Genomic DNA, 14,754 nt, shown 5'->3' with positions numbered 1-14,754 from the left:
TCCTACTGTTCCGGGACGAGGATTTCGCGTTTGCCCACGTGATTTGCTGCCGAAACAACGCCTTCGTCCTCCATCTGCTCGACCAGCCGCGCGGCCTTGTTGTAGCCGATGGCAAGTTTTCGCTGGATGTACGAGGTTGAACACTTGCGATCCTTGATCACGATGGCAACCGCCTGATCGTACAGGGCGTCCTCACCATTGGTGTTGCCGCCGGTATTCAGGCCCAGAACCGCGTCGATATTGTCGGCCTTGTCCTCGGACGGTCCATCCAGCACGCTGCCGACATAGTCCGGCGGACCATACTGCTTGAGGTGGTTCACCACCTCCTCGACCTCTTCATCGGACACGAACGGCCCGTGGCAGCGGGTGATCTTGGCTCCGCCAGCCATATACAGCATGTCGCCCTGCCCCAGCAGCTGCTCGGCCCCCATTTCCCCCAGGATGGTCCGGCTGTCGACTTTCGACGTCACCTGGAACGAGATCCGGGTCGGGAAGTTAGCCTTGATCGTACCGGTGATGACGTCTACCGAGGGCCGCTGCGTGGCCATGATCAGGTGGATGCCCGAGGCCCGTGCCATCTGCGCCAGACGCTGGATACAGGCCTCGATCTCCTTGCCCGCGACCATCATCAGGTCGGCCATCTCATCGACGATGACGACGATATAGGGCATGGCCTTGGGTTCGAATTCCTCGGTCTCGAAGATCGGCTCTCCGGTTTCGTCGTCGAACCCGGTCTGGACCGTGCGGCTGAACATCTCGCCCTTGGACAGCGCGTCCTTCACCCGGCCGTTGTAGCCGGCGATGTTGCGCACGCCCATCTTGGACATCTTGCGATAGCGGTCCTCCATCTCGCCCACGACCCATTTCAGGGCGACCACCGCCTTTTTCGGGTCGGTCACCACCGGCGACAGCAGGTGCGGGATGCCGTCATAGACGGAAAGTTCCAGCATCTTGGGGTCGATCATGATCAGGCGGCACTCATCCGGTGTCAGCTTGTAGAGCAGCGACAGGATCATCGTGTTGATCGCCACCGACTTGCCCGAACCGGTCGTCCCGGCGATCAGCAGGTGGGGCATCTTGGCCAGGTTGGCCACGACCGAGTCTCCGCCGATATCCTTGCCCAGCGCCAGCGGTAGCGCATGGGTGCCGTCGCCGAAATCGCGGCTTGCCAGGATTTCGCGCAGGACCACCATCTCGCGGTTCTCGTTGGGCAGTTCGATGCCGATGACCGAACGTCCGGGCAGGGTCGAGACCCGCGCGGACAGTGCCGACATAGACCGGGCGATATCATCGGCCAGCCCGATCACGCGGCTGGCTTTCAGGCCCGGTGCGGGTTCCAACTCGTACATCGTGACGACAGGGCCGGGGCGGACACTGACGATCTCGCCTTTGACCCCATAATCATCCAGCACGTTCTCCAGCATCCGCGCGTTTTCCTCCAGCGCTTCGTCACTGAGGTGATGACGCTGAATGCCCGACGGGTTCGTCAACAGGCTGAGCGGCGGCAGTTCGAAATCCGTGTGCCGCTCTTCGAAAGACAGGCTGGGCTGCGCTTCGGCCTGAGCCCGTCGCGACGGCAGGACGTTGCGCCGGACGGGTTGCGCCACGACCGGCTTGCGCGGTTCGGCAACCGGGATCTTCAATGCCGGGCGTGCCTCGGCGATTGGGTCCTCTGCATCCTCGAACACCTGATCGTCGTCGATATCCTCCGGCGCATATGCCGAGACCGGGTCTTCCGCGAACGTCTCCATTTCCGCAGAAGGCTGCGCCGGGTGACCTGTCAACGGCGGCTCGGGCGGGAGCCCGGCAGCAGTCAGCGGAGGTTCGGGCGGAAGGTTGCCCGCTCGCGGCGCATTCAGGATCAGCGGGTCAGGGCCACGGCCGCGCCCCTTGGTCAGCGGGCGGTTCGGATCGGGCTCGGGCGCGATTTCACCGGTGGCGACCTTGCGGTTCTGGATCACCGCGGAGATCTTCGAGCGGATCCGGTCCTCGCCCGGCATCTCGTCATATCCGGTAACGGGTTCCGGATCGACCAGTTCGGGTTCGGGCATCGGCTCGGGGCGGCGGATCAGGCCAGGCATGCGCGCAAGCAGGCCCGTTTTGGCCGGCTCGGAGGCTGCGATCTCGGGCTCTTCAAAGACCGGATCGGCATAGGCCAGTTCATCCTCGAATTCGGCACCGACGGCCTGGGTTGCCTTGCGTTCCTGCCATTTTTCCCGGCGCGCCTGCGCCGCACGGGCCGTGGCCGAAGCCCCCTGACCCAGCGCGGTCATCAGCATGTCATAGGCCATCACCAGACCCAGCAGGAAAGCCCGGAACCCGCGCCGGACGTCCGATTTGGTGAAACCCAGCACAAAGACGCCCAATGCCAGCATGCCGGCCGCCATGGCCAGTGACATCAGCTTGACCATGAAATGCGACGAGATCGGCAACAGCGTCAGCAGCGCCCCCATCACCGTGTCGCCGAACAGACCGCCCAGACCAAAGCTGTGCGTCGCGCGCCATTCGGCGCCGGGCACCAGGGTTGCGGCATAGACCGAGAGGACGGCGATCCAGATCGGCGCGAAAATCAGGCGGGCCACGGCGCGATCCTCGCCGAAATGGCCGGCAAAGCGCACGCCCCAGCCGACCAGCACCAGCGCGATGCCAAGGCTGCCCCAGCCCACGATCATGAACAACGGCGCAGCGATCGAGGCGCCGAACCGGCCCAGCCAGTTCTGCACCGGCGCGTCGGTCGAGACCATCCAGTTCGGATCATCCGGCGTGTAGGACCAGATCATCGCCGCGGCGGCCAGGCCGGCCAGGATCAAGGCGATCCCGATCAGTTCCTTGCTGCGCCGCTCGATCGCGGCCTGGGTGGTGCTGTCCAACAATGGGTCGCGGTTGCGCGCGTTGTAAGATGCCATGTGCCCTCGTACCTCACGAATAGATGCAGTCGCGGAGCGTGATCAGCCCGCGCTGCATCTCTGTTTTTGGGGCCACCATCGCGACCCTGATAAAGCCTTTGCCCGGGTTCTGCCCCGGATCCCCTTGTGAAAGATATGCGCCCGGCAGGACCCGAACCCCGGTTTCCCGCCACAGCTTCAATGCGGCCTGCTCGCCATCCTCGACGGGCAGCCAAAGAAAGAACCCCGCCTCGGGCGGCATATAGCCCTGAACGCCCGCAAACACCTGATCGGCGATCGCGTATTTTTCTTGATACAGCGCGCGGTTTTCTTGAACATGCGCCTCGTCGGCCCAGACCCTGGCCGCGGCGGCCTGCAACGGCGACGGCAAGGGCGCCCCGGCATAGGCGCGCAACTGCTTGACCCGCTTGATACTTTCCGGCCCGCCCGCGATCAGCCCCGACCGCAGCCCCGCCAGGTTCGAGCGTTTCGACAGCGAGTTGAACAGCGTGATCCGCTCGGGGTAGGCGCCCAGCTCCTGCGCGACGGTCAGGATGCCGGTGGGCGGCGCGTCGCGGTAGATTTCGGAATAGCACTCGTCGGCGAAGATGCGGAAATCGTACCGCTCGGCCAGCCGGATCAGATCGGCCCAGTAGTCGCGCGAGGCGACGGCACCCTGCGGGTTGGCGGGCGAACAGATATAGGCCACGGCGGTGCGGTTCAGCACATCCTCTGGAAGGCCGGCATAGTCCGGAAGATGCCCGGTGGCCGCGGTGGCGGGCACGAAATACGGCTGCGCCCCGACCGAGATCGAGGCCACCATGTAGACTTGGTAGAACGGGTTGGGGCACAAAACGATCGGCTGCTGGCCGTTCTTCTGCTCGGGGCAGAGCGCCATGGCGGCGTTGTACAACCCCTCGCGCGTGCCGTTCAGCGCCATGATGTTGGCCTCGGGGTCCATCCGCACGCCATAGCGGCGGTCGATCCAGTCGGCGATGGCCCCGCGCAGCGCGTCCGACCCCTCGTTCGGCGGGTATTTTTGAAATCCGGCGGCGTTTTCCACGATGACATCGGTCACCCAGGGCGGAAAGTCATGCTTGGGCTCGCCAATCGTCATATGCACGACTTCGCCGCCCGGCGCGTGATGGTCGAGCAGGGCGCGTAGACGCGGAAAAGCATAGGCCGGTAGGTTCGAAAACCGCTCGGGGAAATTCATGACTGCTGCCTCGATACCGGGATCATTGGCGCCCCGGTTTTCCAGCAGATTACAGGCCGAACCCCCGCGCGTCCAGACAAACAGGTTCCGAATCAGGGGATTGTGGCATTCAGGTCAGAACAGCCTCGGCCGCCGCACCTAGCCGCAAAAGCGCCTCTTCCGAGCCCGGATAGCCCAACATCATCAGCCCGCAGGACGGTGTCGTGGTGGGCAGCGACAGCGCCGCCAGCCCCATCAGGTTGCCGATCCGGGTGTTGCGCAGGGCCAGAAGGTTCTCGGTGACGTAGTAGTCATGGTCATTCATCAGCCGGTCCAGATCCGGCGGCAGGATCGGCGCGGTGGGGGCCAGAACTGCGTCGAAGCCGGCGGTAGCCGCGTCCCAGGCCGACCGGCAGGCCTTCAGCCGAGACCACGCGGCCACGTAATCCGGGCCGGAATGCCCCTTGCCCGCGCGGAACCGTTCAAGGATCTCGGGATACATCGCCTCGGGGTTGGCCTCGATCACGTCGCGCCACAGGCCATAGGCTTCGGTGGTGTAGAGAACACCGGACAGGCCCATCGCCTCGGCCAGTTCCGGCACCTCCAGCGGCACGATCTCGGCCCCTGCATCACGCAGGCGGTCCAGCGCCTCGGCATAGGCCTGGCGTGGCGCGTCGCGCAGATCGTCCTGCGCGATGGTCTGCAGATCGGCAAACCGCCGCCCTTTCAGGCTGGCGCCCCGCAGATCGGCCGGCGTTCCGCCCCCCAGCAGCGCCAGCATCTGCGCCGCATCCTCGACGGACCGCGCCAGCGGGCCAACCGTGTCAAACCGCAGGCACAGGGGCACCACGCCCTCAAGGCTCAACCGACCCGAGGTGGTCTTCAGCCCCACCAGATCGTTCCACGCGGCCGGAATGCGCACCGATCCGCCCGTGTCCGAGCCGATTCCGCAGGCCGCCAGACCAAAGGCCACCGACGCCGCCGCGCCCGAGGACGACCCGCCGGGAACCGCCTTTTCGTCATTCACGCAGGGCGGCGTCGCGGTGACGGGGTTCAGGCCAAGGCCCGAGAAGGCCAGCTCGCTCATATGCGTCTTGCCCAGACAGACCGCGCCCATGGCCGTCGCGTTGCGCAGAACGGTTGCGTCATGGTCGGGAACCCGGCCGCGCAGCAGGGCCGATCCGGCCTCGGTTCCGATCCCGGCGGTGTCGAACAGATCCTTCCAGCTGATCGGCACCCCATCCAGCAGGGACCGGCGCAGCCCTTGGGCCACCCGTTCCTTGGCCGCGCGGGCTTCGGCGCGGGCGCGGTCATGCGTGACGCGGGCATAGATGCGATCGCGGTGCGGATGGGCGTCGATGGCCGCCAGATAGACCTCGGTCAGTTCCTCGGGATCGATCTGCCCCATGCCGATCCCCCGGCCCAGGTCACATGCCGTCATGGTCAGCCAGTCCTGCATCTTTGCCCCCTTGTCGGAAAAATTCGTGTTTCGGCGACGGTAGCGACAGGACTGCACATGGACAATCCCGAAAGGGCGCGCATATTGCACCGCATGACACAGGTTTCCGATATCTTGATCGTGGGCGGCGGGCTGAACGGCCCCGCCCTGGCGCTGGCGCTGGCGCAGACCGGGCACAGCGTCACCGTGATCGACGCGCTGGCCGAAAAGGTGCGCAAGAACGCGGCGTTCGACGGGCGTGCCTATGCGCTGGCGCTGGCCTCGCAACGGTTGCTGGCCGCGATCGGCATTTGGGAGCGGGTCGCGGACCACGCCCAGCCGATGTTGGAGATCAAGGTCACCGATGGCCATGCGGGCGCAGGCCCGTCGCCGTTTTTCATGCATTTCGACCATGCCGAGATCGAGGAAGGCCCGATGGGCTATATGGTCGAGGACCGTCACCTGCGGCGCGCGTTTCTTGCGGCGATGGAGGCAGAACCGGCGATCACTCGGGTCGATGGCAAAACCGTGGTTGCGCAGGAAACCGGGCCTGGTGGCGTGACCGTGACGCTGGATGACGGATCGGCGCTGTCCGGTCGGCTTCTGGTGGGGTGTGACGGCCGCCGCAGCGGCACCGCCGCCCGCGCCGGGATCAAGCGGACCGGATGGGACTACGGCCAGACCGCGCTGGTCTGCGCCATCGAACACGACCTGCCCCATCACGGCATCGCACATCAGTTCTTCATGCCCCCCGGCCCGCTGGCGATCCTGCCGCTGACCGGCAATCGCAGCTCGATCGTCTGGAGCGAACGCTCTGACACCGCGCAGCGCATCAACGCGCTGGACGAGGCCGAGTACCTTCAAGTTCTGCGGCCCAGATTCGGCGATTTTCTGAGTAACATCCGCCTGCAGGGCGACCGGTTCACCTATCCGCTGAACCTGACCATCGCCAATTCCTTCATCGCCGAGCGGCTGGCGCTGGTGGGTGATGCGGCCCATGGCATGCACCCGATCGCCGGTCAGGGGCTGAACGCCGGGCTGCGCGACGTCGGCGCGCTGGCCGAGGTTCTGACGCTGGCCGGGCGGCGCGGCGAGGACATCGGCTCGGTGCTGGTTCTGGAGCGCTATCAGGAATGGCGCCGCTTTGACACGGCGGCCCTGGCAATGGCGACGGATGTGTTCAACAAGCTGTTTTCGAACGACAATCCGATACTGCGGCTGGGGCGCGACATCGGAATGGGCATCGTGGGCTCCCTGCCCAGCCTGCGCCGCGGCTTCGTGCGCGAGGCCGCCGGTTTGACAGGCGACCTGCCCAGGCTGCTGCAGGGCCGCCCGATCTAGTCGAGCTTGCGCGCCTCATCCACCAGCATCACCGGAATCCCGTTGCGGATGGGAAAAGCCAGACCAGCGGCTTTCGAGACCAACTCCTGCCGCTCGGCGTCATATTCCAGCGTGGTATGAGTCTGTGGGCAGATCAGCGCCTCGAGCATGTGGCGGTCGAATCCCGGTTCCGTCTCTGTCATTGCAATTGTTCCTCGTTTGAACCCCCGCGCAGCGAGAATTCGATCAGTGTGACAAGCGTTTCGCGCCGGGTGCGCAGACAGGGCGCCTCAAGCAGGGCCTGCTTGTCCTCAGGGTCGAAATCCAGAAGCATAGACAGGGAATTGACCAGCAATTCGTCATCCGCCTCGTTCAGTGACTCCCAATCGGTCGACAGTTGGCGGGCGGAAAAGTAACGCCCCAGCAGACGCAGGAAACCGGACCGGTCGAACGTATCGTCTATTTCCCCTTTGCCCAGATCGCGGTCGAACCCGTCCCAGGTAACGGCGCAGCGACGATACGGGGTGAATCCATCCAATTCGGATTGGATGCGAAACCGGGATACACCGGACAACGTGATCAGATAGCGCCCGTCTTCGGTCTCGGAAAACTGCGTGACACGTCCGGCGCATCCGATCCGATGCAACTTGGTGTCGTCGTTCTGACAAGGGTTCGGCTGGACCATGCCGATCAGCCGCTCTTTGGTTTTCAAGGCGTCATCCAGCATTTGCAGGTAGCGAGGCTCGAAAATATGCAGCGGCAGGCGTGACCGGGGCAGCAACAGCGCCCCGGGCAGAGGAAACACGGACACCGTGTCCGGCAGATCGGCGGGATGCATCATGTTTCCGATTCTAGCTCTGATGCGCGGTTAGGCAAATATCATCGAGCTGAGTTTGCGGCGACCGTTCAAAACGATCGGGTCGTTGGCCTTGAGCGCATCGAAAATGGTGAACAACTGCGCCTTGGCTGCGCCATCATTCCATTCCCGATTGCGGCGGAACAGCTCCAGAAGCTGGTCAACCGCCTCGGCGGCCTTGCCGTTGGCATAGAGCGCCTGCGCCAGGTCAAACCGAGCCTGATGGTTGTCGGGATCTGCTTCGACCGCTGCCGTCAACTCGGCCACCGGCCCGGCATTTGCGGCCTGTTTGGCCAGTTCCAGCTGCGCATGGGCAGCTTCCAACTCTGCCGTCGTTGAAATCTCGGCCGGAGCGCCGTTCAGGATCGCCTCGGCCTGATCAAGGTCACCCATCGCGATATGCGCCCGCACCAGGCCGCCATAGGCCGCGGCATGTTTGGGGTCTTCGCCAAGAATGGCGGCAAAGGTCTGGGCCGCATCCACTGCCGCGCCATCATTCAGCATCTCTTCGGCGGCCTCCACGGCCTCGTCCAGCTGGCCGCCCGGGCTCTGGCCCCCGGCGGCCTCGATCACACGGTCGATAAAGGCCTTGATCTCCGATCCTGGCAATGCGCCTTGGAACCCGTCAACCGGCTGCCCCTTGAAGAAGGCGTAGACGGTCGGAATCGACTGGATACGCAATTGCGAGGCGATCATCTGCGCCTCGTCCACGTTGATTTTCACCATCTTGACCGCGCCCTTGGCCGCGGTCACGGCCTCTTCCAAGGCCGGACCCAAGGTCTTGCAGGGACCGCACCAGGGCGCCCAGAAGTCGACGATAATGGGCAATTCCTGCGATGCCTCGACGACATCGGCCATGAAAGTGGCCTCGGTTCCGTCTTTGATCAGATCGGTGGCTGCGGGGCTGCCTGCGCCGTTCAGAAGTTCCATGGCATTCACTCTCCGGATTCAGTCTTGCGCCTTATATGCAACCAGCCGACCGGGAAACCAAGGGCCGAGTTGCGGAATCCCGCACCGATCAAAGATCGAAACTGGCAAAGACGGGCGCGTGGTCGCTGGGCTTCTCCCAGCCGCGCGCGTCGCGCAGGATGCGGCTGGAATGGCCGGCGTTCGAGATATCAGGCGTTGCCCAGACGTGATCCAGGCGCCGCCCTTTGTCAGCCGCATCCCAGTCGCGGGCGCGATAAGACCACCAACTGTAGAGCTGTCCCTCGGGGATGTCCTGCCGGGTGATATCGACCCAGCCGCCCGCATCCTGCGTCTCGGCAAGTTGCTCGACCTCGATCGGCGTGTGCGACACGACCTTGAGCAGTTGCTTGTGCGACCACACGTCGTCCTCGCGCGGGGCGATGTTCAGGTCACCGACCAGAATGGATTTCTGTGGCTTTTCGGCGTGGAACCAGTCGCGCATGTCGGTCAGGTAATCTAGCTTCTGGCCAAATTTCTCGTTCACCTCGCGATCGGGAACGTCGCCGCCTGCCGGGACGTAGAAATTGTGGATGATCACCCCGTTTTCCAGTTGCCCTGCCACATGGCGGGCATGGCCCAGCCCGGCAAAGTCCTGATCGCCCAGATCCGTGATCGGCAGGCGCGACAGGATGGCCACACCGTTATAGCCCTTTTGACCGCGGGCGATCATGTGGGTGTAGCCCAGTTCCACAAATCCCTCGGTCGGGATCTTGTCGACCGGCGATTTGCATTCTTGCAGGCACAGCACGTCCGGCGCTTCTTCCTGCAGCAGCTTCAGCACGATCGGCTCGCGCAGGCGAACGGAATTGATGTTCCAGGTGGCCAGAGTGAAAGGCATGATCGGGGTTCCCTTGTCGCGACTCGGGCAAACTAGCGCGGCAGGTGCCGGGGTGCCATCCGAAAAAAAGCCGGGCCAAAGGCCCGGCAGTCCAACAGGGAGGTACATGTCATGACCCGGACATGCACGGGATGGGATTATCCTAAAGATGCTTGCAGAGTATCACTTTGATCCACATCAATCCACCTATGGTTACGACACCAGTCGATATCCACCAGATTCTGTGACCAAAAGGCGCGCATTTGAAGGATCGGGCTCGATTTTCTGACGCAGGCGGTAGATGTGCGTTTCCAGCGTATGTGTGGTCACACCGGCGTTGTAGCCCCAGACCTCGTGCAGCAGCACATCGCGCGCCACCACGCCGTCGGTCGAGCGATACAGGAATTTGAGAATGTTGGTTTCCTTCTCGGTCAGCCGAATCTTGCGGTCGTCCTCGGTGATCAACATCTTCATCGCCGGCTTGAAGGTGTACGGCCCCAGGACAAAAACCGCGTCCTCGGATTGTTCATGCTGGCGCAGCTGCGCGCGGATCCGGGCCAGAAGCACCGGGAACTTGAACGGCTTTGAAACATAGTCGTTGGCGCCCGCATCCAACCCCAAAATCGTATCGGCATCGCTGTCATGGCCGGTCAGCATCAGGATCGGGCTTTTGACCCCCTGCTTGCGCATCAGGCGGCACAGCTCGCGCCCATCCGTGTCGGGCAAACCCACATCCAGGATCACAAGGTCATAGATGGCTTCGCGCGCCCGCTCCATCGCGGATTGGCCGTCGGAGGCTTCGAATACATCAAAGTCCTCGGTCATCACCAACTGCTCGCTGAGCGCCTCGCGCAGGTCTTCATCGTCATCGACCAGCAGGATTTTCTTGAGTTGCGCCATGTCCCGGTCCTCCTAAACCTTTTGCAACACTTGAGCGTGGAAGATGCAATCAACAAGTTTTGCTGCAATGCTCTCACGCCCTCGTGTCTGGTGGGCCGGAAATGTTTCACATTTCCTTTCGAACGGGCTAGGACGAGGGTCGAACGTTACAGGATAACATCAATGAGTCTCATTCCAGACATCACCGAGTTGCTGGCCCGGGCGCGTGCCGACCTTCGGATGGGCGTTCCGGTCGTGCTGACGGATGACGGGGATTTCAGCGTTGTTGCCGTCGCCGCAGAGACACTCAACCCGCAGCGTCTGGCGGACCTGAGGAGGCTTGGCGACACGCCTGTGGTTGCCATCACAGGACGACGGGCCGAAACGCTGAAAGCCCGCGCCTATGACGGTGATCTTGCTCGGGTCGTGATACCGGCCGAGGCTGATCTGGGGTGGGTGCAGGCGGTTGCAGACCCGTCCGATGACCTGAATGCCCCGATGAAGGGGCCCTTGATGACTCAGCGCCAGGGCAATGCACACCTTCATCGCATCGCAATCGCACTGACCAAATCCGCCCGCCTGCTGCCGGCCGCTGTGGTGGTTGCGGTCGAAAACGGCCGGGCCTTTGCGGCGACACACGGTCTGACCTGCATCGACCACACACGCGCCGCGCCGCATCTGGCCGATCGCAGCCCCTTGCACGAGGTGGTGGCCGCGCGCCTGCCGATGGAGGTGTCCGAGGCCGGTCGTCTGCACGTCTTCCGCCCAGAGGACGGTGGCGAGGAGCACTATGCCATCGAAATCGGCCGCCCGGATCGCTCGAAACCTGTTTTGGCTCGGTTGCATTCGGCCTGTTTTACCGGTGATCTGATGGGCAGCCTGAAATGCGACTGCGGCCCGCAACTGCGCGGTGCCCTGGCCCAGATGGGGGCCGAGGGGCATGGCGTTCTGCTGTATCTCAACCAGGAAGGTCGCGGGATCGGCTTGGCCAACAAAATGCGCGCCTATTTCCTGCAGGATCAGGGCTTCGACACGGTCGAAGCCAACCACCGGCTTGGGTTTGAAGATGACGAGCGCGACTTCCGCCTGGGATCGGACATCCTGAAATCGCTCGGGTTCAGTTCGGTCCGGTTGCTGACCAACAACCCGGCGAAGATCGCAATGATGGAACGGACCGGGATTGCCGTTACCGAGCGTGTGCCGCTGAAGGTCGGGGAAACCGCCCACAACCGGGCCTATCTGGCGACCAAGGCCTCGAAATCGGGCCACCTGCTGTGAGCCCTCTTGATCTGGTGGTAACGCCGACCGGAGTGCGGTTCTTCGGCCGCAGGTTTCCCTGCACCATCGGCAAAGGTGGCCTGAGCAACCACAAGCGCGAGGGCGACGGGGCCACCCCCACAGGGCACCACCACATTGTCGGGATGCTGTACCGCCCGGATCGGATTGCCCCGCCAGCCCCGTGGGCTTTGCCCATCGGGCCGGGCGATCTGTGGTCGGATGACGATAGGGATCAGGACTACAACCAACACGTTCGGGCGCCCTATCCATGCAGTCACGAACGCCTGCGTCGGGCTGACCCGCTGTACGATCTGGTGCTGATTACCGATTGGAATTGGCCCGTCGCCACACCGGGCGGCGGATCAGCGATCTTTCTGCATCAGTGGCGCAGGCCGGGTTATCCGACCGAAGGCTGCGTAGCGTTCCGCCGCGACCATCTGCACTGGATCGCGCGGCGCATCGCACCCGGAACCCGGATCATCATTCCCCGGGTTTGACCCGGTCACCAAAAATGGCCGACCCCACCCGGACATGAGTTGCACCCAGCGCGATCGAGGTTTCAAAATCGCTGCTCATCCCCATGGACAGGCCTTCCAAACCGTTTCGGCGCGCGATCTTGGCCAGCAGAGCAAAATGCAGCGCGGGCTCTTCGTCGACGGGCGGAATGCACATCAACCCACGCACCGGCAGGTCAAGTGAGCGGCATTCGGCGACAAAATCATCGGCCTCGGCGGGCATAACCCCGGCTTTCTGGGCCTCTTCGCCGGTATTCACCTGAATGAACAGCTCAGGACACTGCCCCAGCTCTTGCGCCAGCCGCGCAAGGGTTTTGGCCAGTTTGGGACGGTCGACCGAGTGGATCGCGTTGCACAGCTCCATCGCCTGCCGCGCCTTGTTGGTTTGCAGCGGACCAATCAGATGCAGATCAATATCGGGATAGCTTTCACGGAAGGCGGGCCACTTGCCGGCGGCCTCCTGCACCCGGTTTTCACCAAAACACCGGTGACCCTGCTTCAACACGGCCTCGACCCGATCGTTGGGCTGCACCTTGGATACAGCAATCAGCCGGACCGAGCCCTTGGGGCGGCCGGCTGCGGCTTCGGCCTTGGCGATGCGGGCGGTGATTTCTTGCAGCGACATGGATTCCCTCTGTTTCCATTTGTCCGCAGAAAAACACCATGTCGGTACAAAAGAAAAGGGCGGGTCCGAAGACCCGCCCTCAAACCTTGCGGTTCAGATCAACTTAGAAGTTGAACTGAGCACCGAAGTCAGCGCGCAGGCGGCTGTCGCCGTCACCGGCTTTCGACTGGCCGATACCACCGCGCAGCGATGCACCGCCGCCCAGGTCGTAGATGGCGCCAATGCCGTACTGCTGGGTGTCGTTGTCAGCCGAACCGTCGCCGTAAGCGAAGGTCAGGGTGGTTGCAGCGCCAACGTTGTAGGCTGCCGACAGACCGTATGCGGTACCGTTCAGGTCCTCGTCTGCAACGTCATCGTCTGCGACGAAGATGGTGCCCGAGAAGTCACCGAATTCAGCACCCAGGGTCAGAACTGCCAGGCTCTGCTTCTCAACAACGTCGCCGATGGCGCTGGTTTCACCATAAGCAACAGCTGCGGTGAAGTTGTTGAAGCTGTAGGTGAAGCTGATGTCCCAGCGGTCTGCGCTGTCTGCAACACCGTTCAGGCCAAAGGTTGCCTGGTCGTACGATGCGCCGAAGGCGAAGTCACCAACTGCGTACTGGAAGAACACAGCGTTCGAACCAGCACCGGTCGACGAGTAGCCCAGGAAGCTGTAGTCAACGCCCGAGTACTGACCGATGAAGTTTTCCAGGCCCGGCTCGTTACCGTAGTAGTTTGCCAAGTTGTCGAACGAACCAGCAACGTTGCCGGCGTCAACACGCAGACCACCGTAGATGACCGAGAAGCGAGCGCCGTTCAGGCCGGCTGCGTTTGCTTCGCCGTTGCCGGCGTTTTCGTCAGCCTGCAGACGAACACGTGCTTCAAAGCGGACGCCACCGTCGGTTTCCGCGATGCCGTCGATGTTCAGGCGGAAGCGCGAGACCAGGATGGTTTCGTCGGTCGAAACGGTCGTGGTGTTGGTGGTGGTGGTGGTAACCGTCGCACCACTGGTTGTGGTCACGGTGGTCATGCCGCCACTTGCGGTAGTGGTCATAGCGGCTTGGCCGGTGTTGAAGTTGGTCACAACGCCGGTACGGTCTTCCAGGTAACCGATACCAAAGCGGCCATAACCGCTGAACTTAACTTCGGCCGCGGCAACCGATGCGGTTGCGATCAGTGCGGTCGATGCGAAGAGAACTTTTTTCATCTTGTTTCCCTCGGTTTCAATAATTTCTACTCGACACATACCTGCTGCATATGTCTCAGCACGCAGACCGTTTCGCTCTTTTTGCCCCTGTTGCGCAAGCATGCCTTGGACAGCTTCGGTTCTTTGGCCCCAAATTGGTGCAAGGATGCCACAGTCGAATTCACCCCGATATTTCAGCGGCACCGGTACGTAAGCCAAGAATGGGGTTGTTGCAGCACAGTACGTTGTCTAGGAGTATCTCCTAGCAAAGCAAAACATGTGAAAACAGGACCTGCCGACGATGCGCCTGCTGACGATTTTGGGTTTGACCGTTTTGACTGCCTCCGTTTCTGCGTGCGGACAGAATCGGAGCACGTCGCCCAACCCCAATGTTCTATCCGCCGACGGCAGCTCGTCCGAGGCCCGCGAGCTCAACGATCCGAATCGTTCGACCATCTGGGATGTGTTCGGCCCCAACAACTCGGAACAGGTCACCCAGGTCAACCGGTACCTGTGGGCGGCGTCGCTGGATGTGCTCAGCTTCCTGCCGGTGCAGGAGGTGGATCCGTTTACCGGCGTTATCATAACGGGTTACGGCAAACCGCCGGGCGGTGGGCGGTCCTATCGGGCAACGGTGCACATCAGTGATCCGGCCCTGGCGGCGCGGTCCCTTTCGGTGGCTCTGCAGACCAGCGGGGGCGCTCCGGTCAGCGCGGCGACCACGCGTGCGGTCGAAGATGCGATTCTTTCGCGGGCGCGCCAGCTGCGGATCGCGGACAACAAGCTCTAGCAACCCGCAGAAAATCACAATA

General features: G+C 62.9%; 14 protein-coding genes. 4 read left to right on the top strand and 10 right to left on the bottom strand.

Going from position 1 to position 14,754, the window contains the following annotated elements; all coding sequences use genetic code 11:
- Positions 1–2: 2 nt before the first annotated feature.
- The 3 genes from ACR3EL_RS02150 to ACR3EL_RS02140 form a co-directional block, all read right to left on the bottom strand.
- The gene (locus ACR3EL_RS02150) at positions 3–2,906 is read right to left on the bottom strand and encodes a DNA translocase FtsK (RefSeq protein WP_480720255.1); all 2,904 of its coding nucleotides are present in this window, start codon (positions 2,904–2,906) and stop codon (positions 3–5) included.
- Between the two features lie 13 nt (positions 2,907–2,919).
- Positions 2,920–4,101 (bottom strand): aminotransferase class I/II-fold pyridoxal phosphate-dependent enzyme, encoded by a 1,182-nt coding sequence (locus ACR3EL_RS02145; protein ID WP_480643025.1) that lies wholly within the window; start codon positions 4,099–4,101, stop codon positions 2,920–2,922.
- A 109-nt stretch (positions 4,102–4,210) separates the two neighbouring features.
- Complete coding sequence (locus ACR3EL_RS02140) at positions 4,211–5,539, bottom strand: amidase (protein ID WP_480720253.1); 1,329 nt, start codon at positions 5,537–5,539, stop codon at positions 4,211–4,213.
- 57 nt (positions 5,540–5,596) lie between these two features.
- On the opposite strand from ACR3EL_RS02140, the gene ACR3EL_RS02135 reads away from it, so the two are divergent.
- A complete protein-coding gene (locus ACR3EL_RS02135) occupies positions 5,597–6,859 on the top strand; it encodes an FAD-dependent monooxygenase (protein WP_480720250.1) in 1,263 nt (420 codons plus the stop codon).
- Here ACR3EL_RS02135 and ACR3EL_RS02130 read toward each other — a convergent pair.
- The 5 genes from ACR3EL_RS02130 to ACR3EL_RS02110 all read right to left on the bottom strand — a co-directional run bounded on the left by ACR3EL_RS02130 (position 6,856) and on the right by ACR3EL_RS02110 (position 10,380).
- A complete protein-coding gene (locus ACR3EL_RS02130) occupies positions 6,856–7,041 on the bottom strand; it encodes a Trm112 family protein (RefSeq protein WP_093964266.1) in 186 nt (61 codons plus the stop codon). The genes ACR3EL_RS02135 and ACR3EL_RS02130 overlap by 4 nt on opposite strands.
- A complete protein-coding gene (locus ACR3EL_RS02125) occupies positions 7,038–7,679 on the bottom strand; it encodes an LON peptidase substrate-binding domain-containing protein (RefSeq protein ID WP_093964265.1) in 642 nt (213 codons plus the stop codon). The genes ACR3EL_RS02130 and ACR3EL_RS02125 overlap by 4 nt, the downstream gene beginning before the upstream one ends.
- Positions 7,680–7,706: 27 nt before the next feature.
- Positions 7,707–8,624, bottom strand: coding sequence for a tetratricopeptide repeat protein (locus ACR3EL_RS02120; protein WP_480720247.1), 918 nt, complete (start codon positions 8,622–8,624; stop codon positions 7,707–7,709).
- An 88-nt stretch (positions 8,625–8,712) separates the two neighbouring features.
- A complete protein-coding gene (locus ACR3EL_RS02115) occupies positions 8,713–9,501 on the bottom strand; it encodes an exodeoxyribonuclease III (protein WP_480720246.1) in 789 nt (262 codons plus the stop codon).
- 192 nt (positions 9,502–9,693) lie between these two features.
- Positions 9,694–10,380, bottom strand: a complete 687-nt coding sequence (locus tag ACR3EL_RS02110) for a response regulator transcription factor (RefSeq protein ID WP_093964262.1) — start codon at positions 10,378–10,380, stop codon at positions 9,694–9,696.
- A 162-nt stretch (positions 10,381–10,542) separates the two neighbouring features.
- Here ACR3EL_RS02110 and ribA point away from each other — a divergent pair, with 162 nt between their 5' ends.
- Both ribA and ACR3EL_RS02100 read left to right on the top strand, forming a co-directional pair.
- Positions 10,543–11,637 (top strand): GTP cyclohydrolase II, encoded by a 1,095-nt coding sequence (ribA, locus tag ACR3EL_RS02105; protein WP_480720244.1) that lies wholly within the window; start codon positions 10,543–10,545, stop codon positions 11,635–11,637.
- Positions 11,634–12,134 (top strand): L,D-transpeptidase family protein, encoded by a 501-nt coding sequence (locus ACR3EL_RS02100; protein WP_480720242.1) that lies wholly within the window; start codon positions 11,634–11,636, stop codon positions 12,132–12,134. The genes ribA and ACR3EL_RS02100 overlap by 4 nt, the downstream gene beginning before the upstream one ends.
- Here the strand turns inward: ACR3EL_RS02100 and ACR3EL_RS02095 are convergent.
- Positions 12,118–12,777, bottom strand: a complete 660-nt coding sequence (locus ACR3EL_RS02095; RefSeq protein ID WP_480720240.1) for a YggS family pyridoxal phosphate-dependent enzyme — start codon at positions 12,775–12,777, stop codon at positions 12,118–12,120. The two genes, ACR3EL_RS02100 and ACR3EL_RS02095, sit on opposite strands and share 17 nt — an antisense overlap.
- A 103-nt stretch (positions 12,778–12,880) precedes the next feature.
- Positions 12,881–13,963, bottom strand: coding sequence for a porin (locus tag ACR3EL_RS02090; RefSeq protein ID WP_170341461.1), 1,083 nt, complete (start codon positions 13,961–13,963; stop codon positions 12,881–12,883).
- Between the two features lie 280 nt (positions 13,964–14,243).
- On the opposite strand from ACR3EL_RS02090, the gene ACR3EL_RS02085 reads away from it, so the two are divergent.
- Positions 14,244–14,732, top strand: a complete 489-nt coding sequence (locus ACR3EL_RS02085; RefSeq protein ID WP_170341302.1) for a DUF3576 domain-containing protein — start codon at positions 14,244–14,246, stop codon at positions 14,730–14,732.
- Positions 14,733–14,754 lie beyond the last annotated feature (22 nt).

It is taken from the genome of Ruegeria sp. BJ3 (assembly GCF_056535665.1).
The sequence above is the reverse complement of the archived record's forward strand: the minus strand, read 5'-3'. Positions and strand labels throughout refer to the sequence as shown.

What these genes read in the sequence shown, in the direction of transcription:
- ACR3EL_RS02090 (WP_170341461.1), bottom strand. Translation starts at nt 13,963, where the DNA reads ATGAAAAAAGTTCTCTTCGCATCGACCGCACTGATCGCAACCGCATCG.
- ACR3EL_RS02130 (WP_093964266.1), bottom strand. Translation starts at nt 7,041, where the DNA reads ATGACAGAGACGGAACCGGGATTCGACCGCCACATGCTCGAGGCGCTG.
- ACR3EL_RS02120 (WP_480720247.1), bottom strand. Translation starts at nt 8,624, where the DNA reads ATGGAACTTCTGAACGGCGCAGGCAGCCCCGCAGCCACCGATCTGATC.
- ACR3EL_RS02150 (WP_480720255.1), bottom strand. Translation starts at nt 2,906, where the DNA reads ATGGCATCTTACAACGCGCGCAACCGCGACCCATTGTTGGACAGCACC.
- ACR3EL_RS02145 (WP_480643025.1), bottom strand. Translation starts at nt 4,101, where the DNA reads ATGAATTTCCCCGAGCGGTTTTCGAACCTACCGGCCTATGCTTTTCCG.
- ACR3EL_RS02095 (WP_480720240.1), bottom strand. Translation starts at nt 12,777, where the DNA reads ATGTCGCTGCAAGAAATCACCGCCCGCATCGCCAAGGCCGAAGCCGCA.
- ACR3EL_RS02140 (WP_480720253.1), bottom strand. Translation starts at nt 5,539, where the DNA reads ATGCAGGACTGGCTGACCATGACGGCATGTGACCTGGGCCGGGGGATC.
- ACR3EL_RS02125 (WP_093964265.1), bottom strand. Translation starts at nt 7,679, where the DNA reads ATGATGCATCCCGCCGATCTGCCGGACACGGTGTCCGTGTTTCCTCTG.
- ACR3EL_RS02110 (WP_093964262.1), bottom strand. Translation starts at nt 10,380, where the DNA reads ATGGCGCAACTCAAGAAAATCCTGCTGGTCGATGACGATGAAGACCTG.
- ACR3EL_RS02135 (WP_480720250.1), top strand. Translation starts at nt 5,597, where the DNA reads ATGGACAATCCCGAAAGGGCGCGCATATTGCACCGCATGACACAGGTT.
- ribA (WP_480720244.1), top strand. Translation starts at nt 10,543, where the DNA reads ATGAGTCTCATTCCAGACATCACCGAGTTGCTGGCCCGGGCGCGTGCC.
- ACR3EL_RS02115 (WP_480720246.1), bottom strand. Translation starts at nt 9,501, where the DNA reads ATGCCTTTCACTCTGGCCACCTGGAACATCAATTCCGTTCGCCTGCGC.
- ACR3EL_RS02085 (WP_170341302.1), top strand. Translation starts at nt 14,244, where the DNA reads ATGCGCCTGCTGACGATTTTGGGTTTGACCGTTTTGACTGCCTCCGTT.